Annotated in this window: 14 protein-coding genes and 1 rRNA gene (1 of these 15 only partly in view); 6 read left to right on the top strand and 9 right to left on the bottom strand. The window is 40.0% G+C overall.

The genetic code is table 11. The features are described 5' to 3' along the window. Positions 1–918: ribosomal RNA gene (locus DBX24_RS05600) — 16S ribosomal RNA — on the bottom strand; it reaches 609 nt to the left of the window's first position. Between the two features lie 545 nt (positions 919–1463). On the opposite strand from DBX24_RS05600, the gene DBX24_RS05595 reads away from it, so the two are divergent. Together DBX24_RS05595 and DBX24_RS05590 are read left to right on the top strand one after the other, a co-directional pair. After that, positions 1464–3560: a type IA DNA topoisomerase gene (locus tag DBX24_RS05595; protein WP_160224236.1), complete on the top strand. Its 2097-nt coding sequence runs from the start codon at positions 1464–1466 to the stop codon at positions 3558–3560. Positions 3561–3952: 392 nt separating this feature from the next. After that, positions 3953–4747 carry a patatin-like phospholipase family protein gene (locus DBX24_RS05590; RefSeq protein WP_160224235.1) on the top strand — a complete coding sequence of 265 codons (795 nt, stop codon included), beginning with the start codon at positions 3953–3955 and terminating at the stop codon, positions 4745–4747. Positions 4748–4797: 50 nt separating this feature from the next. Here the strand turns inward: DBX24_RS05590 and DBX24_RS09390 are convergent, their stop codons facing one another. The 5 genes from DBX24_RS09390 to DBX24_RS05570 form a co-directional block, all read right to left on the bottom strand. After that, on the bottom strand, positions 4798–4932 hold the full coding sequence (locus DBX24_RS09390; RefSeq protein ID WP_260392787.1) for a hypothetical protein: 135 nt from the start codon (positions 4930–4932) through the stop codon (positions 4798–4800). A 50-nt stretch (positions 4933–4982) separates the two neighbouring features. Next, on the bottom strand, positions 4983–5573 hold the full coding sequence (locus tag DBX24_RS05585; RefSeq protein ID WP_120489578.1) for an RNA polymerase sigma factor: 591 nt from the start codon (positions 5571–5573) through the stop codon (positions 4983–4985). 195 nt (positions 5574–5768) lie between these two features. Beyond that, entirely contained in the window at positions 5769–6260 is a 492-nt protein-coding gene (locus tag DBX24_RS05580; RefSeq protein WP_120489579.1) for a hypothetical protein, read from the bottom strand. Between the two features lie 62 nt (positions 6261–6322). After that, positions 6323–7597 carry a methionine adenosyltransferase gene (gene metK, locus DBX24_RS05575; RefSeq protein WP_160224234.1) on the bottom strand — a complete coding sequence of 425 codons (1275 nt, stop codon included), beginning with the start codon at positions 7595–7597 and terminating at the stop codon, positions 6323–6325. Positions 7598–7778: 181 nt separating this feature from the next. Beyond that, complete coding sequence (locus DBX24_RS05570) at positions 7779–8723, bottom strand: hydrogen peroxide-inducible genes activator (RefSeq protein WP_120489581.1); 945 nt, start codon at positions 8721–8723, stop codon at positions 7779–7781. Positions 8724–8814: 91 nt separating this feature from the next. On the opposite strand from DBX24_RS05570, the gene DBX24_RS05565 reads away from it, so the two are divergent. The 4 genes from DBX24_RS05565 (at position 8815) to xerD (ending at position 12295) form a co-directional block, all read left to right on the top strand. Then, positions 8815–10209, top strand: coding sequence for a catalase (locus DBX24_RS05565; RefSeq protein ID WP_160224233.1), 1395 nt, complete (start codon positions 8815–8817; stop codon positions 10207–10209). Positions 10210–10546: 337 nt separating this feature from the next. Then, the gene (locus DBX24_RS05560; protein WP_160224232.1) at positions 10547–10996 is read left to right on the top strand and encodes a deoxycytidylate deaminase; all 450 of its coding nucleotides are present in this window, start codon (positions 10547–10549) and stop codon (positions 10994–10996) included. Further along, the gene (locus DBX24_RS05555; protein ID WP_160224231.1) at positions 10974–11387 is read left to right on the top strand and encodes a YybH family protein; all 414 of its coding nucleotides are present in this window, start codon (positions 10974–10976) and stop codon (positions 11385–11387) included. Before DBX24_RS05560 ends, DBX24_RS05555 begins: the two co-directional genes overlap by 23 nt. Continuing rightward, positions 11387–12295, top strand: a complete 909-nt coding sequence (xerD, locus tag DBX24_RS05550; protein WP_160224230.1) for a site-specific tyrosine recombinase XerD — start codon at positions 11387–11389, stop codon at positions 12293–12295. The genes DBX24_RS05555 and xerD overlap by 1 nt, the downstream gene beginning before the upstream one ends. Before the next feature lie 341 nt (positions 12296–12636). On the opposite strand, the gene DBX24_RS05545 is transcribed toward xerD, so the two are convergent. The 3 genes from DBX24_RS05545 to sov all read right to left on the bottom strand — a co-directional run bounded on the left by DBX24_RS05545 (position 12637) and on the right by sov (position 23058). Continuing rightward, positions 12637–14703 (bottom strand): BACON domain-containing protein, encoded by a 2067-nt coding sequence (locus DBX24_RS05545; RefSeq protein ID WP_160224229.1) that lies wholly within the window; start codon positions 14701–14703, stop codon positions 12637–12639. Positions 14704–14709: 6 nt separating this feature from the next. Beyond that, on the bottom strand, positions 14710–15561 hold the full coding sequence (locus DBX24_RS05540; RefSeq protein WP_160224228.1) for a tail fiber domain-containing protein: 852 nt from the start codon (positions 15559–15561) through the stop codon (positions 14710–14712). A gap of 408 nt (positions 15562–15969) precedes the next feature. After that, positions 15970–23058 carry a T9SS outer membrane translocon Sov/SprA gene (gene sov / locus DBX24_RS05535; RefSeq protein WP_160224227.1) on the bottom strand — a complete coding sequence of 2363 codons (7089 nt, stop codon included), beginning with the start codon at positions 23056–23058 and terminating at the stop codon, positions 15970–15972. Between the last annotated feature and the right edge of the window lie 43 nt (positions 23059–23101).

The following is a 23101-nucleotide window of genomic DNA, read 5'->3' as shown; positions in this document are numbered from 1 at the left end:
CAATTCCTTTGAGTTTCAACCTTGCGGTCGTACTCCCCAGGTGGCTGACTTATCACTTTCGCTTAGTCTCTGATCCCTAAAAACCAAAAACGAGTCAGCATCGTTTACAGCGTGGACTACCAGGGTATCTAATCCTGTTCGCTCCCCACGCTTTCGTCCATCAGCGTCAGTCTTATCTTAGCAACCTGCCTTCGCAATTGGTGTTCTAAGTAATATCTATGCATTTCACCGCTACACTACTTATTCCAGCTACTTCAAATATACTCAAGACTAACAGTATCAATGGCAGTGCTACAGTTAAGCTGCAGGATTTCACCACTGACTTATTAGCCCGCCTACGGACCCTTTAAACCCAATAAATCCGGATAACGCTTGCACCCTCCGTATTACCGCGGCTGCTGGCACGGAGTTAGCCGGTGCTTATTCATATAGTACCTTCAGCTACCCTCACGAGAGTAGGTTTATCCCTATATAAAAGAAGTTTACAATCCATAGAACCGTCGTCCTTCACGCGGGATGGCTGGATCAGGCTTCCACCCATTGTCCAATATTCCTCACTGCTGCCTCCCGTAGGAGTCTGGGCCGTGTCTCAGTCCCAGTGTGGGGGATCACCCTCTCAGGCCCCCTAAAGATCATCGCCTTGGTAAGCCGTTACCTTACCAACTAGCTAATCTTGCGCGTGCCCATCTCTATCCGCCAAAGCTTTCAATATCCCCAGATGCCCAGAAATATATTATGCGGTATTAATCTCCCTTTCGGAAGGCTATCCCCCAGATAAAGGCAGGTTGCACACGTGTTACGCACCCGTACGCCGCTCTCATTATTCATTAGCAAGCTAATAAACAACTCCCGCTCGGCTTGCATGTGTTAGGCCTCCCGCTAGCGTTCATCCTGAGCCAGGATCAAACTCTCCATTGTAAAGTTTTTTAACCTGGACTCACTCAAAGTTCTCATACTTTCGTATGTACGCTCTAGTTTTTCCTTACTTGGTTGTATCTGTTTTCTATCAATGATCTCTATTCCTTACAAATCCCAAAAACTATATCCCGTTCCAGATTTGCGAGTGCAAAAATAATACTTTTTTATTTACTAGCAAATTTTTTCAAAACTTTTTTAAAACTTTTTTCCAAAGCCCTAAAAATCGCCCTCCAAATACCACCTATGTAGTATATAAAACCTGCCTTATATCAAATATCACTCCTGCTCCCCCCTCAATGGGACCGCAAAAATAAACATATTTAATACTAATCAACAAATATTTTCCCACATCCCCATATAAACAACTGATTATAACTATGAAAAATTTTAAAAGAAAGGAAATTAATTCTCCTTACAATGATTATTTTTTAAGTTTTAATAAAAAAAACTCCTTAATATATAATAAGAAAAACACCTTCCTGAAAGCAATAAAAAGTTTTCGCAGGTTTATTTTGTATTTTTGCTTTCCTCAAAATTGAAGAACTGTGAAACTATGCATAGCCGAAAAGCCCAGTGTAGCAAGAGATATAGCAAAGGTTCTAGGTGCTACAACTTCCAAAAATGGTTTTATGGAAGGGAATGGGTATTGGGTAACTTGGACTTTCGGGCATCTGTGTACGCTTAAAGAACCACACGATTATTCTCCTGACCTGAAAGCTTGGAACCTTTTCAGTCTGCCGATTATTCCCAAGAGCTTTGGAATTAAACTCATTGACAATAAGGGTGTGGAAAATCAGTTCAAAATTATTGAAAAGCTGGTGCAGGACTGCGAAGAAGTTATCAACTGTGGTGATGCAGGGCAGGAAGGAGAGCTCATCCAGCGATGGGTACTCCAAAAGGCAAAATGTAGCAAGCCTGTAAAGCGGCTTTGGATTTCATCATTGACGGAAGACGCCATAAAGGAGGGGTTTGAAAACCTTAAGCCCGAGAAAGATTATCAGAATCTCTATCTGGCAGGCAATGCAAGAGCAATTGGAGACTGGCTTCTCGGTATCAATGCAACGAGACTATACACAAAGAAATTCGGCGGGAATAAAGCTGTACTCTCTATTGGGCGAGTGCAAACGCCAACACTCGCAATGATTGTACAGCGGCAAAAGGAAATCAACAGCTTTAAAACAGAGGAATACTGGGAGCTCAAAACCAAGTATAGAGAGGTTATCTTCAATGCTGATATCGACCGACTGAAAACAGAGGAAAGAGCAGAGAAAGGTCTTGATTACCTAAAACTCCACCCTTTTGAAATCATCAATTTTGAGATAAAGGAAGGGAAAGAAAAGAACCCACGCCTCTTTGACCTCACCGCTCTACAAGTAGAAGCAAATAAGAAATATGGCTTTTCTGCCGAGCAAACGCTGAATTACATCCAATCTTTATACGAGAAAAAGCACACCACCTACCCAAGGGTAGACACCACCTATCTCTCCGAGAGCCTGCACCCTAAAATTGAGGGAATCCTCAGGAGTATGCACTTCTATTCAGAGCTTACTGCCCCCCTACTCATCCAACCTATCCCAAAAACAAAGGCGGTCTTCGACGATACAAAGGTTACCGACCACCACGCCATTATCCCAACCGAAATAGCGCCCAGCTCGTCATTACCAAAAGAAGAAAAGATGATTTATGACCTTGTAGCAAGGAGATTCATCGCGGTATTTTATCCCGAGTGTAAGATTTCCAATACTCTGGTAGAGGGTAAGGTGGGCTCTATTCCCTTTAAAACAAATGGAAAGCAGACCCTCGAGCCTGGATGGAAAGAAGTCTATGCCCACGAAAAGAAAGAGAAGTCCAAAAAAGATGAAGAGCAGGAGATTCCTGAATTTACGATTGGGGAAAAGGGCGAGCATCAGCCATACATCCATAAAGGAAAGACTACGCCGCCTAAATTCTATACCGAAGCCAGCCTTTTAAGAGCGATGGAAACCGCAGGAAAGCAAGTAGAAGATGAAGAACTTCGTGAAATGCTTAAAAATAACGGAATCGGTCGGCCATCGACAAGAGCAAATATTATAGAAACACTTTTTAAGAGAAAATATATAGAGAAGCGAAAGAAAAACCTCATCGCAACCGCTACGGGGATTGATTTAATAGATACCATTGATGATGAACTCCTCAAAAGCCCCGAACTGACAGGCGAATGGGAATTTAAACTAAGAAAAATAGAACGAGGAGACTACCCCGCAAGTGCATTTAAAGACGAACTGATAGAGATGGTTACTGCCCTCACTCAAAAAGTGATTTACAGCAAAGGGAAAGCAGTCTCTTTCCAAGAAAAGAGTGATGAAAAGACTAAAAAAGAACCTAAAAAGACTAAAAATATAGATGAAATCCTCTGCCCAAAATGCGAAACCCATAAAATTATAAAAGGGAAAACTGCCTACGGATGCTCCGATTTTAAGAACTGTGGATTTAAAATCCCCTTCATTATCTTTGGCAAGAAACTTACCGATAAACAACTCCTCACCCTCATAGAAAAAGGAAAAACTACAAAGCTAAAAGGCTTTACAGAAGCCCCAGAAAACAAAACCGAAGGTAAAATTATACTCAGCAATACATTCTCCCTAAACATTGAAACCCACTAGCGTGGGGAGCACTTTACAGGTGGCACACTTACTATAAACTAACCGCTATAAGCTATTTAATTCCTCCCTTATAAGTTATTGATATTCAAAGCCCATAGAGAAAGTAAAAAAACTGACTGCGTTTTTCAAAAGACTGACTGCGTTTTTCAAAAAACTGACTGCGTTTTTTTAGAGGCTGACTGTCTTCCTAAAAAAACAGAGCTTAATTTTCTAAAAAGTTAGGTGCGTTTTTCTCACTCTTACCTAAATAAAGCTCCATTCTACTGCCTACACTATTGGTGCCAGAGTATAAGAAACGTTAAATTTTATAAATACTTGCAGATAGATTAGTAGATTTTGATACTTTTACAGTGCGAAGACTGAGAAAGCCTCCAAACTGAAAACAACAACTGATGACAAAAAAAGAATTAAAGGTAAAAAAGCCTGAAAAAACAGGTCTGGTACTCTCGGGAGGAGGAACGAAAGGCGTAGCACACGCGGGAGTACTTCAATTCTTAAAAGAAAAAGAAATAACACCCGAAATACTCGCTTGTTGCAGTGCAGGGTCTATCGTGGGAAGTCTTTATGCCATTGGGAAAAGCCCTGATGAGATTGTAGAATTTTTTAAATCCATTTACTTTTTCAATTGGAAGCATTTTGCTTTTAATCAACCTGGCTTGATTTCCTCAAAAATATTCAGAACTTATCTGAAACCTATTTTTGGAGATATGAAAATTGGCGAACTGCAAAAGGAAGTGCGAATAGTAGCAACGGAGCTCGTAAGTGGAAAGCAGATTATTTTTAATGATGATTTCCAAGTGGTAGATGCGATTATCGCCTCTTGCTCGGTACCTGGAGTCTCTACTCCGTATGTGGTGGGGCAGGAAATGTATAGCGATGGAGGGATTCTGAATAACTTCCCCGCAGATATTATCAAGGGAGATTGTGATAAGATGATTGGAGTATTCGTCTCACCATTACAAGATGTAGAACTCAACGATCTGAAAACAATAAAATCAGTAGTCTCCCGCTCGTATGACCTGCTCTCTTATCGAGTAGAGCGGTATAAATTCAAGCATTGCGACTGGTTTATCACCTCAAAAGAGCTCTCTAAATACGGTATGTTTGAACGAAAACCCGAAACGCTAAACGAAATCTATGATATAGGCTACAGAGCAGCAGAGCAGTCCTATAATAGGGATTTCTAAAACAAAAAGCACCTTATTTCTAAGGTGCCTACATAAAAAACAAATCTAAATTAGTTCTTAGCAACACTAAACTTTTTAGTTCCTACTGTTATAGTTTCTAAGCTCTTAGAGAAATCCAAAAGGAACTTAATGGTTTGCTTTTTTGCTTTCAGATTTCCTTTCTTAAAAATATAAATTTTACCCATCGGCTTATGATTTTTTAGTCAATAATAAAAACGCCGATGATTTTAAAATATTATCTAGTGAGTATAATATTTTTTTCGTCCATTATCTTACGAAGATTAATAAGAGCATAGCGCACCCTGCCAAGTGTGGTATTGATACTGGTCTCGGTATGTTCAGCGATTTCTTTAAAGCTAAGCCCATCAAAAAATCGGAGTTTTACGACCTCCTGCTGATTGGCAGGAAGGAGGTGGAGCATCTTATGAAGATCCTGAAAAATCTGTGCAGTAACGAGCTGGTCTTCTATATTATCAGAAGGCTCACGGATAATATCAAAGATGGAGAATTCTTCATTCTCAAAAGTAGTCTCGGAGATTTTTTTGTTTTTAGACTTTAACCTGTAATGGTCTATAATGAGATTATGAGCAATCCTTTTCGCCCAAACGATAAACTTGCCCTCGTCATTATAACGACCTTCTTTTAGGGTAATGATAATCTTAACGAAAGTATCCTGAAAGATATCATTAGCAAGTTCTTCATCCATTAGCTTATAATAGATAAAAGAGAAAAGCTCAGATTCATACTTTTTGATAAGAGAAGCGAGAGCTGCTTCATTGCCATTTTGATACTCAGTAATCAATAGCTTATCACATTTTACACTCATACTTTTCGCATTAAATCTTGATAAAGACCTATGGATCTTTATCTGTATAGACATTAAATTTAAATAATACTGAGTAGAGATTTATTCCTATAAGCTTTGATTTTAATCTTAATTAGGCGACAAAGTTAATAATATTTTATAAACAATTAATACTTTTTAAGAAAATAAAATTCTTAAATAAGACAAATATATCTATCACTGTCTAGAAGGACAAGAAAAAAAAGGATAAAGAGGAATATTTAATGAAAAATTAAGATTAAAACCTTGTAATTCCTTGCCATTAACCCCATCCTTATCAATAGAAAAAGCATAACCTGCGGTAAGATCTATAATTCCTATAAGGCTAATACCAAATTTCGGAGCGATGTATTTAGGAGTAAATTCAGCAGAGCCAATGAAATAATAAGGATGATTAATATATACATCTTTTTCAAAATTGAATAAAATATCTGCATTTACCTTCGGAATAGCACGGAAAGAAGAATTGACAGAACCCAAAAGAGCCGAAGCACCAATGCGGTAAAGCAGATCATCATTACCGTGAAAAAAAACCAACTTACCTCCCACCTCTACAAAAGATTGATTCTGGTACTGATAGCCAAGACTGGCAAACTCATACCGACTCAGCTGAGCAAAAGAAACCTGAAGACCCAAAACGAGGGCAATAATTGCAAATATCTTTTTCATAAGTGTGTTTGTAATTCTAAAATTAGGGAATGATGAAGCACCACTCCCTAATGTATTTCATTTTATAAACCGAATTCTCGCTTGATATCTTCTACCCTGTCGAGTTTTTCCCAAGTGAAAAATTCAAGGTTATCTATCGTAACTTTCTCGCCATTATTCTTGTGGAAAGTCTTACTGCCTACATAATAATCCTTACCCATATGACCATAGGAAGCGGTCTCTTGGTAGATCGGATTTCTCAATTTAAGATTTTGCTCGATGGCGTAAGGTCTTAAATCAAACAAAGCCTTTACTTTTTCTGCAATCTGTCCATCGGTTAAATCTACTTTGGAAGTACCATAAGTATTAATATATAAACCGCAAGGCTCTGCTACACCAATAGCATAAGAAACCTGAACCAAAACCTCATCTGCTACCCCAGCAGCTACTAAATTTTTAGCAATATGGCGAGTAGCATAAGCACCGCTTCTATCTACTTTTGAAGGGTCTTTCCCTGAGAAAGCACCACCACCGTGAGCCCCCTTACCACCATAGGTATCTACGATAATCTTCCTACCTGTAAGCCCTGTATCTCCGTGAGGACCACCGATAACAAACTTACCAGTAGGGTTTATATGATACTTAATCTGCTCATTAAAGAGGTCTCGAATCTCTGGTTTTTGCTTTTCTTTTACTCTTGGAATGAGAATTTCCAGAATATCTTTTCGGATTTTTGCGAGCATCGCTTCATCGCTGGCAAAATCATCGTGCTGAGTAGAGACAACGATGGAATCTATCCGCACAGGCTTATGGTCATCGGAATACTCAATCGTAACCTGAGACTTAGCATCTGGGCGTAGGTATGGAATAGTGCCCGACTTCCTAAGCTCAGATAATTCCTTCAATATAGAATGGGCTAAATCTAATGCCAAAGGCATATAGTTTTCGGTTTCATTGGTTGCATAACCGAACATCATCCCTTGGTCGCCCGCTCCCTGTGCATTGGCTCTTTCCTCGAAAGAATCTCCTGTAAGCCTGTCCACCCCTTGGTTTATATCAGGGGACTGCTCGTGGATAGCAGAGATTACCCCACAGGAATCACCATTAAACATATACTCACCTTTGGTATAACCAATCTGGTTGATGACCTCTCTTGCAATGGTCTGTACATCGAGGTAAGCCTGAGACTTTACCTCGCCTGCAAGCACTACCTGACCTGTGGTAACAAGGGTTTCGCAAGCGACCCTAGACTTCTTATCAAAAGCCAAGAAATGGTCTATCAACGCATCTGAAATCTGATCTGCAATTTTATCAGGATGCCCTTCTGAAACGGACTCTGATGTAAATAAATACGACATTTTTTTATTTTTAAACAAGAAGAAAAAAGGAGAAATACACTATAAAAAAATGCTAAAAGAGAAAATCTGTTTTAGCATTTTTTATTGAGGTTACAATCAGCCAAATTTTTCCTCCAAGAAATTTCTGGCAAATTTAAACACTATATTCTTAATAGCAAAAACTATCTTTTAATATATTTTACTATTGTGGTTCTATATTCACATAATCCTGTGGCATCTTATTATAATTGAGCTTATTGCCTACAGATTCTCTAATAAACTTCACAAACTCATCAATAATCTTCTGCTTATAAGTGGGTTTATAATAAATAATACTCATCTCTCGATAAGGGAATGGCTTTCGGAAACGGCTTACTTTTTTCCTTTGCTTATCCGATAGCTGCTCTACAGCAAGCTCTGGAAGAATGGAAATACCCCCAACCTTATCCACCATCTGAACTACTGTACCAATATTAGAAGGAGAAAGTTCCAAATTTTTTGGTTTCAGAGCGTTTTCTTTCAGGTGACAAATATTTTCAAACTGTACACGCAGGCAATTGCCCTCCTCCAGTAGCCATACTTTATCGGCTTCTACTTCCTCAGGAGCTACAAACCTGTCGCTTACCAAATCATTGGAGGAATAGAGCATCAGCTCTTCATTAAAGAGAACATCTCCGTAGAATTCCCGAGCGGCTTCGTATGGAGTAGCAATAATCCCAGCATCCAGTTCCCCACTTTTAAGAGACTTGATGATATTCTCAGTAGTCATTTCCTTAATATTAAAGGTAATCCGTTCATTATTTCTGAGGAAATCAAAAACTTCATTCGGGACAATAAAGGATGATACGGTAGGGATTACCCCAAGATTCAGATTCCCTGCTAAAACATTATTGAGCTGAATGGCTTTATTTTTCAGCTCATTTACTGAATCTATTACCTGCTTTGCCTGATTGATAATTTGCTCACCCATATCCGTAGTTCTGATAGGATGAGAAGTGCGGTCAAAGATTTTTACATCAAGCTCTTCCTCGAATTTCTGAATCATCGCACTAAGGGTAGGTTGAGTAATGAAACACGCTTGTGCAGCCTTTCCAAAGTGTTTGTACTTATCTACTGCTATAAGGTATTCTAACTGTTGGATGTTCATATTATTTAGTTTTGTAGCTCACAAATATATAGAAGATTTTGTATTCAATCCCTTTTTTTACATTAAATTTGTGGGAATTAAAGTCTAAAAAATGAAAAGAGATAAAACAATTGACTCTTTTGAAAGTATGTATAATAAAAGTACCTCTTCTGAACCTCTAAACGCTCATTCTATTGAGGATTTTGCTCTTAATGAGAAGATGGCGCACTTTGTAAGAGAGATTATCCCCGAGAGAATCATCTACGCAAAAGGTTCAGGAGCCTATGGTACTTTTACCGTTACTCAAGATATTCGCCCGTATACCAAAGCTCAGATTTTCTCAAAGGTGGGGAATCGTTGTAAAGTATTCACCCGATTTTCTCCTACGATTGGGGAGGCGGGCAGTAGCGATATAGAAAGGGATATAAGGGGATTTTCAATAAAGTTTTACACTGAGCAGGGCAATTGGGATTTGGTCGGCAGTAGCTCACCAGTGTTTTATATAAAGGATGCTAAAAAATTCCCTGCACTGATTCGCTCGCAGAAAAAAAATCCTAAAACCCATCTGAAATCCTCTGCTTTGGCGTGGGATTTCTGGTCTCAAAATCCAGAGTCTCTGCACCAAGTTCTCATCCTGATGTCCAGCCGAGGAATCCCTTATGGCTACAGATATATGAATGGCTATGGGGGGCATACTTTTTCTATGATTAACCAGCATAATGAGAGGGTTTGGGTAAAATTTCACCTGAAAACTCAGCAGGGAATAAAGAACTTCAGTAATGCTGAAGCAGAAGAAATAAAAGCTCAAAACCCGGACTTCTCACAAGAAGACCTCATCCGTGCTATTGAGAGCAAAAACTTTCCTAAATGGACGCTCTACATACAGGTAATGACCGATGAACAGGCAATGGACTTCCGATGGAACCCATTTGATGTTACCAAAGTATGGCCTCAGGAGGAGTTCCCACTAATAGAAGCGGGAGTATTGGAGCTCAACCAAATACCTGAAGATTATTTTACCAGCGTGGAGCAGTCGGCATTCTCACCGAGCAATGTAGTTGAAGGCATCAGCTTCTCGCCAGACAGGGTACTGCAAGGGCGTATCACTACCTATTTTGATGCTCAAAGGTACCGACTGGGCAACAGCGCCTACCAGATCGAAGTGAATAAAAACCCTTTTACACAAGAGCCTTCTTACGGAGACAGCAATGGCATTAATCCCTTCCATTTTGAGAGGAATGAAACCGATAACGACCACTATACCCAAGCGGGGACTTTTTACTCCAAAGTTCTGAGTACAGATGAAAAGGAAATCCTCATTCAAAACATCGTAAGCAGTATGAAGAGCATTAGTGGAGAGAGAAGAGAGGAAATCATTAACCGACAACTCTGCCACTTCTTCCGTGCAAATATAGAACTGGGGATGAAGGTAGCCCTCGGTCTCGGAATAGATATAGACGCCAGTATAATGAGCTCTGCAAACGGAAGCCACCCTAAAACCCACTAGCATTGGGGGCGATTACTATTTAGTAGCGCGCCGTTGCCGGCGAGGCACTTATTATAGATTATAGTTGTGAATTGGCTGCCGAAATAAAAAAATGAGCAATTAATAGTTGTGAATTGGTCGCCGAAATAAAAAAGCGGGCAATTAATAGTTGTGAATTGGTTGCCGAAATAAAAAAATGAGCAATTAATAGTTGTGAATTGGTCGCCAAAATAAAAAAATGAGCAATTAATAGTTGTGAATTGGTCGCCGAAATAAAAAAGCAGGTTTCGGTTATTTAACCGACAGAAATAAAAAAATAAGTAGCAGTTAATTAACCGACGGTAGAAAAAAAATAAAAATGAAGCATAATAAATTTGATTTAGCCTATCTGAAAATGGCTTTAGAATGGGCAAAACTCTCCTACTGCGAAAGGAGGCAAGTGGGTGCCCTTATCGTAAAAGACAGAACCATTATTTCCGATGGGTTTAATGGTACGCCTTCTGGCTTTGAAAACTGCTGCGAAGACAGCGAAGGGAACACCCAATGGTATGTACTCCACGCAGAGGCAAACGCTATTCTAAAACTCGCAAGCTCCACCCAATCCGCAAAAGAGGCTACGCTCTACATCACCCTTTCGCCGTGCAAGGAGTGCAGCAAACTCATCTTGCAATCGGGCATCACGCGGGTAGTCTATATAGAGGATTACAAGGATATGGAGGGCATCAATCTGCTAAAAAGAGGAGGAATAGAGGTAATGAGAATTTCAAAACAAGAACTTTACCCCGATGAAAAAAATACTATTGCTTAGCCTTATCCTCCTCACCGCTTTCTGCTTCGGGCAGGAAAAGGAGATTCTAAAAGTCCTAAATGCCCAAAAGGAATCCTGGAACAGTGCCGACATAGAGGGCTATATGCAAGGCTACCACAAGAGCGATTCGCTAATGTTCATCGGGGCAGGAAAGGTGAGCTACGGCTGGCAAAACACACTCACCAGCTACCAAAAAGGCTATCCGACAAAAGAAGCAATGGGCATCCTCAGTTTTTCTAACATTAAAGTAAAACCCCTCGGCAGGAAATACGCCTTCGTAACAGGAAAATGGGAAATACAAAGAGCCGAGACAGAGCTAAAAGGGATATTCTCCCTCGTCTTTCAGAAATTTAATCACGGCTGGAAAATCATTTCAGACCACACCGAATAATGACTTGGCAGGAAAGCATAACAGATTTTGCCCACTACTTAAAGTTTGAAAGAAATTTAAGCCAAAACACCCTGCTCGCCTACGAGAGAGACCTTAAAAAACTGCAAGCCTACGCCGAGCACTACCTCCCAGACTCTACCCCCGAGACGCTCACCTATCATCAGCTGCAGGAATGCCTCTACCATTTCTCTAAGCAGGACTGGTCAGAACGCTCACAAGCCCGCTGGGTATCCTCCATAAAAGCCTACTTTAAGTACCTGATAGAAGATGAAATCCGCGAAGACAACCCCTCTGCCCTGCTCGACTCCCCCAAACAAGGGATTTACCTGCCCGACAGCCTCTCACAAGAGGAAATAGACCAGCTGCTCAGCGCCATAGACACCTCCACAAACCTCGGCAAGCGAAACTACTGCATCATAGAGGTCTTGTACGGGTGCGGGCTAAGGGTTTCGGAGATGATAAGCCTCAAAATCTCCGATATCAATTTCAAAGAAAACTTTATAAAAGTAAATGGCAAAGGCAATAAGGTGCGCCTCGTACCCATAGCCGACTATACCCTGCAACTGATAAAAGACTACATCAACGGCATACGAGCAAGCATAAAAATAGCACCCCACTGCTCCGACTACCTCTTCCTGAGCGAAAGAACGGGCAAACCCCTCACCCGAGTGATGATTTTCACCTTTATAAAACAATATGCCCTGCTTGCCAACATCCAAAAGAAAATCTCCCCTCACACCTTTCGGCATTCCTTTGCTACCCACCTTTTGCAAAACGGTGCCGACCTCCGTTTTATCCAAGAAATGCTAGGGCATTCTAGCATTACCACAACCGAAATCTATACCCACCTCCAAACCGAAGAGCTCCACGCAACCATCCTCAACTTCCACCCAAGAAGCCGGCCGTAGCACGGCACTCGTTAGCACGAGGGGCACTTACCACAAACTAACCGCACACCGCCAATTGCCAAAAGCCAGCTACCAGAAGCCAATTGCTATCTGCTATTTTTATAACCCTAATTCTATAAAAAATGAAGAAAAACAGTCCCACCACACCAATGATTGGAAATTTTACTCCTACTGTATGGAAATCTGTATATAAAAAAACAAACTTCAATTTTCTCCCTCCTACCTTTATAGAAAAGCTCCCCAATTGGGGAGCTAAACATAACAAAATACTAACAACTATAAAAACACACTGTACATAAGTACGAGGGGTTCTATATTCTTTTTGATACCTTACACCTCTATTAATCGTGGGTGAGGCGGTAGGTATATTGATAATTCTTAGTAAAAGAATAATAATCATAAAAATCCTTCCATCTCCCACATTGAATTGCCGGAGGCGCAGGACCAAAAACAGGACCATTATGGTAACAAGAAGAAGTAACAGTACATTCTCTACTCTCTCCATAGCTTTCGGTAAGACTATAACTTGATATATATTGGTCGTCTTTTATATCTACTCCATTTTGAGTAGAAATAATACCCAATTTAAATTTATTTCCCAAATTTCTCGTATCAACGGAATACTTTAAATAGTGCTGAGGTTCACTTTGACCATTTCTAGAACATGTTACATAATCTGCATATCTATAATAATCTGTCGTTTCCGTCGTAGAAGAACTATTTGATATATGAGTTCCTAATAGATTTATTTTGTGATCTATACTATATTCTGTAAGATTGAAAAAGCTCTGACGATAATATTCTATTCTTCCATTTATAGGAAACCATACCATAGAACCTGTTTTATCATACAGATAAAAAGCATTACCATAACCATATTTTTGTTTAGAAAATACTTCTGAATCTAAGAGTACAGTATTAGAACTATTAATTGCCCAATTATTATACTTAGTATCTGCTGCTGGTATACGAGTAGGACTGTCATATGTATAGAGAAACGGCCTGTTCGGGATAAACCCTGCTATTTTTAGATCTTTCAGATCTTCCTCATCGGGAACTTTCCAGCCACTGCCTACACCTGCTTCCGTATATCCTGTAACCAAAGTATGATTATTTAGTAGCCCTTCCGTCCAAGTTCCTTGCTGTTCTTTATAATAAGATGAAGGAATTGTACTCTTATAGTAATCTGGTCGTTGATATACATAAGAGACATCCTTTGCATCTTCGGTAGCCCCTATATATTTTTTACTCCATCTTCTTCTTGCCTTGTGCTGCAGGTGAGATTGGGTTACGGCTGTATTATTAGAGTTCTTTAAGCCTACATCTTCCCAAGGCTCCCAGTCCCCATTTGCTTTTTGAAAAGAAATCTCTAAATCAATTTTTCGATCTGCATTGGTAAGGTTTTCTTTTAGCTGATATTCGTAGGCTATTATATCCCCTTTCCCATCATATTCATAATCATAATCTCCAAGTACAGGGTCAGGATGGGTATAGCTTCCTATAGGTCCTCCATTATACTTAATCCTCATTCTAAATTTGGTAGGTGAAGTTACCCAAGCAAAAAAACGCTCTGGACCAGGATTTACCTTACCTTTATATTCCTCTGGTACAGTTCCACTCTGCTCCTTACCATAGACATCTAATATATTTGAGTATAAATATTTTGGTTTATAGTTCTGTACTACCTTTACAGTTCTTGTTAAATTTAAATTTTCTCTTTTAAAATAGATGGTTCTATTTGAAATTCTATCTGTATTATTTTCAGGATAATTATAAGTAACGGGTGTATGACCATTTACACTTGATGAACTTGGAGTTAATGATTCTCCCGCTATACTCAATCCGCTACTTGTCCAAGATCCATTTGAATAAACATTAATAGTAGTACTTCCTGCGTTATAATCTAATGTAAGAACTTCGGGATACACCTCAAATATGATTGCATTATCCAATAAATGCCATTTATTTCCTTCTACTCCTTCCCAATAGTGATTTAAGTAATAGATAATCTTCCCTACCTTATGAGAATGGGGATTATTTGGAAAACCTAGAGGAGTAAAATTTCTATTCCTAAGAGGTCTATTTTGATTTTCCAAACGAATTACACTTCCATGGGTAGGAGTATATTTTATTTTTCCATTCTCAGTAGGAGCTTCGGCTACATTCTGCGCATGTTCATCTAAAGCTACATATTGCCCATTTGTACTGCTAGGATCCAATTGATTAGGAATACAGCCAAAAAGGTATGTTCCTCCCCAAGTCGCTACCTTTAATTGACCTGCTTTTAAAGTGATTTGTGGAGAACCGAACTTACAAGTTATAGATTGCTGTGGTGTAGACTGGGCAAAGGTTAAATACTGTAGCCCACTGACCAATAAGCCCAGTAGTATATATAATCTCTTCTTCATATCTTACTACTTTTTGCTTTTGTTTGCCTTTGAGCCTTTCCCTTCCAGTTTCTCTAATCTCCCTTCTAAGTCCTTTAGTTTTGCTTGTGATTCTTGCAACTCTTTTACAAGTAATGGTATTACCTGTATGTAGTTTACAGATTTATAACCATCGGAGCTTGTATTTACTAAGTGTGGATATACCTGCTCTATTTCCTGTGCAATAAAGCCGTACTGCAAATCTTTATTTCCTCCTCTTTTCTCACCCTCTACATTCCAGTAATAAGACACGGGACGAAGCGCAGATAAACTATTCGGTTGGGTGATGGGTTGTATCTCCCTCTTTAATCTTCTGTCCGAATTCATATCAATAGATGTTACTTTCAGCATTCCCTGAACATCTACTGCTTCATTATTATTCCCCGCTTCTCGTTTAAATACAAGACTTCCTGAGTTTTTCACTGTTACCGTTCTGGCTGCTGAGATTTCACCATCATCTGTATAAAGAGTTTTTACAGATGATGCTCCTGCTCCTATTACGGCTGTCCATTCCGTACCATTATAAAAATAGAAACCTTTGCTTTTTACATTTTTCACTGTGGTTTCACTTCCTGCATAGCTTGCATCATTTACATAAACCAGTGTAGATTCTTGCAGATTGGTTGAAGCTACTTTTGCCAATCTTTCCTTGCTCAGTCTTGGGATAAGTAAGCCTTCATTACTCGCATCGGGTTTTACCGCAGCATTCTCTTTAGAAGGATTTAAATCCAAAGTAGCCTTTGGTTCCGCTGTGTTTATTCCTACTTTCCCTTGATAATCTGTTTGTGCACTTGCTAATACTCCTGTTAGCAACATTGCAAAAAATAATTTTTGCTTCATACGATTTTATTTTAATGTTAATATTTAGTATTTTTTTGTTTTAATAGTATATTCAGCTTCTCGGTTAAAACCAGCTCTATCATATATTCAATACAAAATGCCCATTAGTCAGGTGCCTATGACACTCAACTAATGGGCATAAAACGCTAATAGCGTTATTTTCTTTGTGTTTAAAAGGAGATGTGTGTTTATAAATATTTTTCATCTATGCAAATTTTTGAGTGTTTTTTTACTTTATTTTATTTCCACAGTCGTGAATGACAAAGGTAGAAACTTTTTTATAACTACCAAATTTTCAATGAAAAAATACCCTCTTTTGGGTAGAAAACGCATCACAATAATCTTATGATAAACCAAGAGAGAGGGCATCCTCTCTCTCTTTTCAAACTTATTTAGTAAAATTTTGAATTAGAAGCCCGTCGCTCCCGCTCCTGCCCCACCAAAAGTAAGCGTAGCAGAGATACCTGTCCTAATAGTAGAGAGTGGGAATGCCGTAGAGATTTTATACTTGGTAAGCATCTGGTCGTAGAAGAAGCGGAGATTAAGGTTTTGAGACATATTATAGTCCGCAGAAATCTTAATACTGAGTAGCGTCTGCCCACCCGTAATCTGAGAATCATTAAGGAGAATATTCCTGATAAGGGTCTTAGAATTTCTTAGGGAAAGGTCGCCCCTTAGGTTTAAATCACTCTTAATGGTGGTAGATTTTCCTTTAAAGTTCAGCTTCATCTTCAAATCTTTAATGATATAGCCAAAGCCTACGATGTATTCATTGGAATGGTCTTCGGTAAGGGTATTATTTACCAGACCGAGCAGGTAGGTTCTGTCTTTATTGAGCTGAGCCCTGAACTGCATATTATTTCTCATCGTTACATCTGCACCAATGAGCGGAGCAAAGCTCTCTACATAGCCCACTTGGCTGAATGAATACGGATTGTACCTGTTGCCATTAAGGTCTCGTGCAGAGGCATCAAACCTGTTGTTGAAATACTCGGTGCTGGACTGTATGCCTCCCCCCGTATAAGTTGCGGTATAGCCGTGCAGGATATCAAACTTGCTAAACTGATGGTTGATAAACGGTATATTCCTTAAACCTGAGTAGGTGAGTTTCCAGTTAGGAAGTGGGATTTGGAGCTTCTTAGGGCTCTTCATTGTCTTTACAGAACCTCCCTCTACCGCTGCTTGGAAGGCAGGGATTAGGATATAGGCATTGGTGATGCTATAGCCCTCTGTAAATCCTGCGGCATTGGTAGTAGATGGGTCCCCAAGCTGCTGGGAAAGTATCCTGGCATTTACCTGAAGCCTGTGATAAACCTCATCAGGGTCTTTAAATGCAGTAGAAATCATCCACGCGGAGCGAGATTGGGTAATGGTCTCCGTAGCAAAGGCATCTCTATACCCTACATAATTCGTAGCGGTATTCACATAGTTGAAGCCCGACTGAGTATAGTTTCTGTTGTACTTATTATTAGCCGTGATATCTATTCTCAAATCATTGATAGGAGCTACCTGCAAGTTCATATCAAGAGACTTGGTATTGGATTGCAAGTAAGGGTCTATCATTAAGTCTGAGCCAGAAATCCAGCCATTTTGTACGGCAATCCTTCTCACATCTGCCTGCGAACCGAAGAGGAAACCTACGGTAGGGCCACCAATCGTTTGCCCATAACCGTACCAATTCGGTGCAGAGAGCAAGCCTGGGAGTGTGGAGCCATTGGTCTCATTATAATTGATATCAAGCTGTTTGAAGGAAGTAAGCGCATAGGCTATACTCTGCAATGAGGTGAGCTTATTCTTAAACTTATAAGCCTTGAAGCCTGCTTTCTTCCCTTTCTTTTGTAGCGCTTGTTCATAGACATTATTCAGTGAGTCTATCTCCTGCCGTCTCTTGGTCATTACATCATTAATCTTCGCAAAGTATTTAAACTTACTGAAGAGCTTCGGAATATCTACGGAAGAAGTAGCCGTAATATTATTTGAATTCTGCGCAATATTACCAAGGTTACCATTCGGTGAGTTTCTTATGGCAGATGAGCGGGAGTTCCAGTTGTACTGAACACCATAGCCAAACTCTGCCCTCATAAAATCAAGATACGGAAGGTACTCAAACGGGAATTTGTAATTGAGCTGTACCCTGTGGTTATACAATACGGGGCGCCCAGCTCGGAAGGGATGATTGAATATAGAACTTGTATTCATCACATTCACATTTGCGTGGTCGTTTAAGGTTCTGGTAGCGGAATTGATTTCCATCTTCAAGGACTTCGTAAAGTTGAAGCCTAAATTATACTGCCAGCCGAAGTAAAAGTTTCTGTTTCGGATAACATCAAAGTCTGAACCCGGATTGCCACTGAGGATAGCTTCTATATTTCGGTATTGGAGCTCGTTGTAATTCCTGTCTATCTCTGTTCTGAAAGAGATTCTGGTAGGCACAGGATTGAAGTTAAACTCTTTTGCCCATCTCAGATACTTATACGCCTTAGCCGTATCGCTCACGATGTTTTTGAAAGGCTTTACCACCCAAGGTTTAAAGGTGAAGTTATAATCTATACTTCCTCTTAAGTACTGAGCATAGTTTCTACTTGTGTAAATGTCTCGTGAATAATCATCATTATACACAGCGGTTACAGAGAGGTTTTCTACATCGTAGAACTTAGGTTTCTTCTTAGAATCTACCCTTTCCTTTCTCATATTCACCACACCGATACTTCTCTGCTGAGTATAAGTTCGCGCTATTTGTTTAAGCTCTGCTCTATTCGGTGCATTTTTAAACTCTACATCATTATCAAGCGGGTTGTATTTAGGGTCTTCTATCGTTTGAGAATAAGAGTAATTAACAGGAATCTTCATTCCCGTCTTCTCTGGGAGGAATTTATCAGCATTTATTGTTGTATTAATTCCAAATGCGAGCTTCTCGGTTTGGGCTCTCTCTGCGGGCTTTTGGTCTATACTTCCAAAACCTACGGTAGAGATAGAAGCATTGGCATTGAGCATAGCAAAGTCTCCAAGGTTAAAGTCAATGCTTGCATTTGCTGCATAGCCTCCTTTATTCTCAATACCTGAAAGCCTTACTTCATCTACCCAAACGACCATATCTTTATCGGTAGTAGCAGAAGTATTTCTCACCCCAATCATAATAGTCGTGATGCTTCCCAAACTTGGGCGACCTTTTACGAATACCTTTTTATCGGCATCTCCAAAGTCTGCATAGTGATAGCGGGTCTGCATTATATTAGGCTGGTTGAGCGCATCTCTCTTCATCTTCGCATTTACGAAATTCTGAACCTCAAGATTGATGGTATTCTGCGAAGGCCATATCTCCATAGGAGAGCGAGCATTCTGCGGGGTATATTTAAGGGAAGTCTCGTATTCATAATAGTTGTCTGTAACATCACTACCGAAACGGATGAAGAACTTCGCCTCAGGGTCTAATGCTGCATTGGTTAGATTTCTCAAATCTTCTGCGTGTACGAAGAGCTCTAAGTTTCTATATCTCCTCATATCGAGGTTAGTATTCTTCACTACACCTCTTGCTTCTCTCTTCGGCAGTGTGCTGAGTTTAAGATAGAGTGAAGATTCATTTTGTCTTTGTACCCCGGCATTGCCACTAAGCACTTGCCTTTCTATACCTGGAGGGAGTACATAAGGCGGGTTTCCATTGGCATTTTCTTCGAGATTTACACTTCCTACGAAGAAGTTTTCATTGCTCGGGTTGCCTACTCCTTCTACATCATTAGCTGCTACTGCGAGGGTTTTGTTATACTTTCTCCAATCGCTTCGCACCAAATCAAAAGTACCAAAACGAAGAGTGGAAGTCTCCTCAAAACCATCGAGGAGTATCCTCGCATACCTTACATTATTAAGTATAGCTTCTGATGAGCCATCTACATTATTATCAAATTGAGAAACAGGAACTCGGAAAAGATACCATTTATTTTTACTTGTTTGCCCGTTTTCAAACCTTACGCTTACTTCCTTTTCATCTACGATGAAGTTTTGGTTTAAGGAAAGGCTCGCTCGGTCAAGGTCGATGGTATACTGATTATAAAGCTCCGTCTGATCGAGGTTATAATCTCGGTTGATATCTTCTGCATCAGGGAGCTGAGTAGCCACTTCCAAACTGTTTGCCTGTGAGTTGCCTTCTGGGTTTCTGAAATATCGGTATCTGTCTATAACGGAATTAGCAAACGGAGGCGGGAAAGCCGTTGAAAGATAAAATACAAAGTCATCAGACGCAGGGTCTAAATTCCCTGTAACAGGATTGATGAAGTTCGTTCCAAACTTCTGAGCTTCCTGCTCGTTATTGAGACCATCATAACCTACATCCTGCTGGCTACGCTCGTCTTCGGTAGAGAAGGCATAGAGCACAGGGAACTGATTCGGCTGTGAGCCCCAATTGGTCATAGAAGTAGAATTAGGCTGGTTAGAAGTAGGCAAACCATTTTCGTACTGTAGCTTTCCGTCTTTTAGAACATCTTCGGATACATTCCCGAGCTGTAATCTCAGTTTAGGACTCGCTCCGAGAGATTTGCCATCGGCATAAGGATCCATCATCCAAAACTCTACATATTCTATATTCGCACTTACGAAGTTACTTACAGAGATAGACCGCATAAGCCCTGCCCATCGGCTGGAAGGAGCTTCTGGATTGGTATTAAGGTTATAAGGGCCTCTCTCGGTAGGATAATAGGTAATATCAAAAGTATTGGTAAAGGTTTGCTCTCCCGCTACATAATCTCTGTTATTGAAGAGCTCGGACATTTTCACCCTTCTGGAAGCGTGGTTAGATACAGATTCTGGATTGATACCCGCAGGAGCTTTCCCTCCTATACCATAGAATCTCGGGTCTATATTATACCAAGAGAGCAGCCCTCTGCCATATCCATTTTTAATATCGTCATTAAGACCAGAATTGATATTATAAGGAGGCAGTTTATTATTCTCCGGCTTAGATGCAAGGCTCCAAAAGGCTGGGTCTTTCAGTGAGATTTTAGAGGAGGTTTGCTCAAAGTCATCTATATATGCTTGCCCATCTATACCGCTGTTTTGACCAGGTATAAGGTATGCCGCTTCTGCTTTAAAGTTGAGATTAGACGGTGCATCGGTTTTTACCATTGGGAGTTTATTGGTAATTCGGGTAAGGAATGGCAGCTCATTATTGTACATCATATTAAAGCCCGTCATCGTATTATTTACGGCTTCTTGCCCGAAGTTGACTTTCTGGGTAAGTGGTCTTTCGGAATAATTAACCACAGTAGCACCTATCATTAAGTTTTCATTGAACTTCCTTTCAAGGTTGAGCCCTAAGAACCTTCGTCTTTGGGTATTAAATATCAATTGATTTTCAAGGGAGATGTTGAGCGCCTGTCCTGAGTTTTTCACTTGCTCATTAATGATATACACTTGCCCAAGCATATAATCTACTGTATAGTCTTGCCCCTCTGTAAGCTGAACTCCATTTGCCGTAACTTTTACTGAACCTGGTGGGATGTTGATTGCCCCAAGTGAGATACCATTGCCTTGGCTTCCTTTGTATCGACCTTCAATGGTATATCGTTGTGCAAGGTTGGAGTTGTTTTCTACCACAGTTTTCAGTTGGGTATAGAGTTCAGAGAATACATACTGCGGGTCATTAGAACCGAGTATATTTTGGAGATACTTACCAAAAGGCTGAGCTTTAGTAAAGATAAGTTTCCCGTTATCTGGGCTGATGGTAATCCCTTGTACAAAGTCAAAGAGCCCATCTCCCAAGCCTCCACTGCCGTCATTTTGGGTATCATTATTCTGGTTAAGCCTATCCCAGTTAAATAATTTCAAGAGGGTTTGGTCTTGCATCCCATTTACTGGAAGATAATTAATCTTACCTCCCGTTTTAGGATTTCGGTAGTAGATATTGAGCATAAAGTTTTCTGAAGAAATCTGGTTTGCATTGAGAGCATAGATGTTCTTCATCATCAAATCCCACATAGGAGAAGTGGTTTTCACCACATTATTCGGTTTTAAGAGCTTGGTAATCACTACTGGACTCTCTTCGGAAAATTCACCTACCTTATATACTTGTGTATCTCCTGCAAGGGTGTAGGAGTAGGATACCGCGAGGAGCTGATTATCGCTCAACCTTTGGTTTAATGAAATATATCCGAGCTGAGGCTGTAGGGTGTATTCATTAGAATTAAGCCTTCTTGCTCTTCGGTTGAAGACAAACTGCTCACCATCCTGATAGGTTTCATTCGTACCATTAGCATTGGGGAAAGACTGACCTTTTATGGTATTATACGCTGTAGAAACATCTCTGATAGAGGCTCCAAGCGCATTTACACTGTTGTAAAGATTATTCTGGTCATTCTGAGGGTAGCCGGCACCTTCTCCCAAGTCTCGGATACCGAGTATGCTTTTCTGCTCAGAAAGGTTACCAGAGCCCTGCTCCAATACCCAAACTTCTAATCGGGTAATATTAATTTTAGAATTAATGAGCGGATACTGTGCAAGGGCATTATCATATTGATTAAGGAAGTAATGCCCGAGGAAGTAGTGCTGATTATCCTCATAATCGTAGGCATTGAGTTTAAAGGTTTGAAGCGCTCCACCCCCTTGTACCACTACATTTCGGGCTTCTCCCTGCTGTTGGGAGAGAACTACCGTACCTCGAGTTTTACCGAGCTGAAACTCCGTTTTCAAACCAAAAAGAGATTCTGAACCACGGATAAGGCTGGTAGAAAGGGGCATATTCACATTACCAAATTCTACTTTTTTAATGATTCTATCCTCACCGCCATCTACGGGAGCTTCTACGGTTTTGGAGTTGAGGAGCTCCTTACCTTGCTGTACTTTTTTTTGGAGCTTTTGCTGGAGGTCTTGCCAAGTACCTTTTGATTGCCAAGTAAGGTTCATTTTATTTTCAAAGGCAAAACCGCTTTGGGTATCATAATTCGCTTTCAATTGGAGGTTTTCACCTACTTTTGCTAGCAAACTCAGCTGTATTCTCTGCTGAATATCAAAACTGAAATTCTTCCTATTCTGAGGAAGAATAAGCGGATTATCTATCTTCTGATAAAGCGCACCCACATCAAATGAAGCAAAACCTTGAGGTATGAGCTCTATTTTATTTCCACCGAAAATACTTTCAAATACTTTATTCTTTATGGTGAGAGAGGGGAGTAGCAATCCTTTCTTCTGTGCATCGGTTTTATCTTTTCTATGGACAAGGTTTGCCGCATTAGACTTCTCCCGATAATACGCCTGAAGCTGATTGGTGGTAATGTATCTGCCGTACTCCTTAGGAGACATCGCCACAGGAGCTCCCACGACTACATTTCCTATCTTCGGATAGAGGAGATAGACGCCCAGAGAGACATCATAATACGCCTCATAAATCGTAGGGTCTGGCAAGGAATACTCTTTTCTTATATCTAAACTGTCGGAGGGTTTTACTTGAGCATTTAAAGTACTAAATGCAAAAAAGAAACATAATACGAGATAATAAAATCTATATTTCATCAAAAAAAATGAGTTTAAAATTGTTCTTGCGCGAAGATTTTTA

This window comes from Bergeyella cardium (assembly GCF_009914665.1).
GTDB classification, from domain to species: Bacteria; Bacteroidota; Bacteroidia; order Flavobacteriales; family Weeksellaceae; genus Bergeyella_A; species Bergeyella_A cardium.
This window is presented reverse-complemented; position numbering and strand designations above follow the sequence as displayed.

Bases quoted from the DNA above. Each gene is read 5' to 3' on its own strand.
- DBX24_RS05590 (WP_160224235.1), top strand. From the start codon at position 3,953: ATGACAAAAAAAGAATTAAAGGTAAAAAAGCCTGAAAAAACAGGTCTG.
- DBX24_RS09390 (WP_260392787.1), bottom strand. From the start codon at position 4,932: ATGGGTAAAATTTATATTTTTAAGAAAGGAAATCTGAAAGCAAAAAAG.
- DBX24_RS05585 (WP_120489578.1), bottom strand. From the start codon at position 5,573: ATGAGTGTAAAATGTGATAAGCTATTGATTACTGAGTATCAAAATGGC.
- DBX24_RS05580 (WP_120489579.1), bottom strand. From the start codon at position 6,260: ATGAAAAAGATATTTGCAATTATTGCCCTCGTTTTGGGTCTTCAGGTT.
- metK (WP_160224234.1), bottom strand. From the start codon at position 7,597: ATGTCGTATTTATTTACATCAGAGTCCGTTTCAGAAGGGCATCCTGAT.
- DBX24_RS05570 (WP_120489581.1), bottom strand. From the start codon at position 8,723: ATGAACATCCAACAGTTAGAATACCTTATAGCAGTAGATAAGTACAAA.
- DBX24_RS05565 (WP_160224233.1), top strand. From the start codon at position 8,815: ATGAAAAGAGATAAAACAATTGACTCTTTTGAAAGTATGTATAATAAA.
- DBX24_RS05560 (WP_160224232.1), top strand. From the start codon at position 10,547: ATGAAGCATAATAAATTTGATTTAGCCTATCTGAAAATGGCTTTAGAA.
- DBX24_RS05555 (WP_160224231.1), top strand. From the start codon at position 10,974: ATGAAAAAAATACTATTGCTTAGCCTTATCCTCCTCACCGCTTTCTGC.
- xerD (WP_160224230.1), top strand. From the start codon at position 11,387: ATGACTTGGCAGGAAAGCATAACAGATTTTGCCCACTACTTAAAGTTT.
- DBX24_RS05545 (WP_160224229.1), bottom strand. From the start codon at position 14,703: ATGAAGAAGAGATTATATATACTACTGGGCTTATTGGTCAGTGGGCTA.
- DBX24_RS05540 (WP_160224228.1), bottom strand. From the start codon at position 15,561: ATGAAGCAAAAATTATTTTTTGCAATGTTGCTAACAGGAGTATTAGCA.
- sov (WP_160224227.1), bottom strand. From the start codon at position 23,058: ATGAAATATAGATTTTATTATCTCGTATTATGTTTCTTTTTTGCATTT.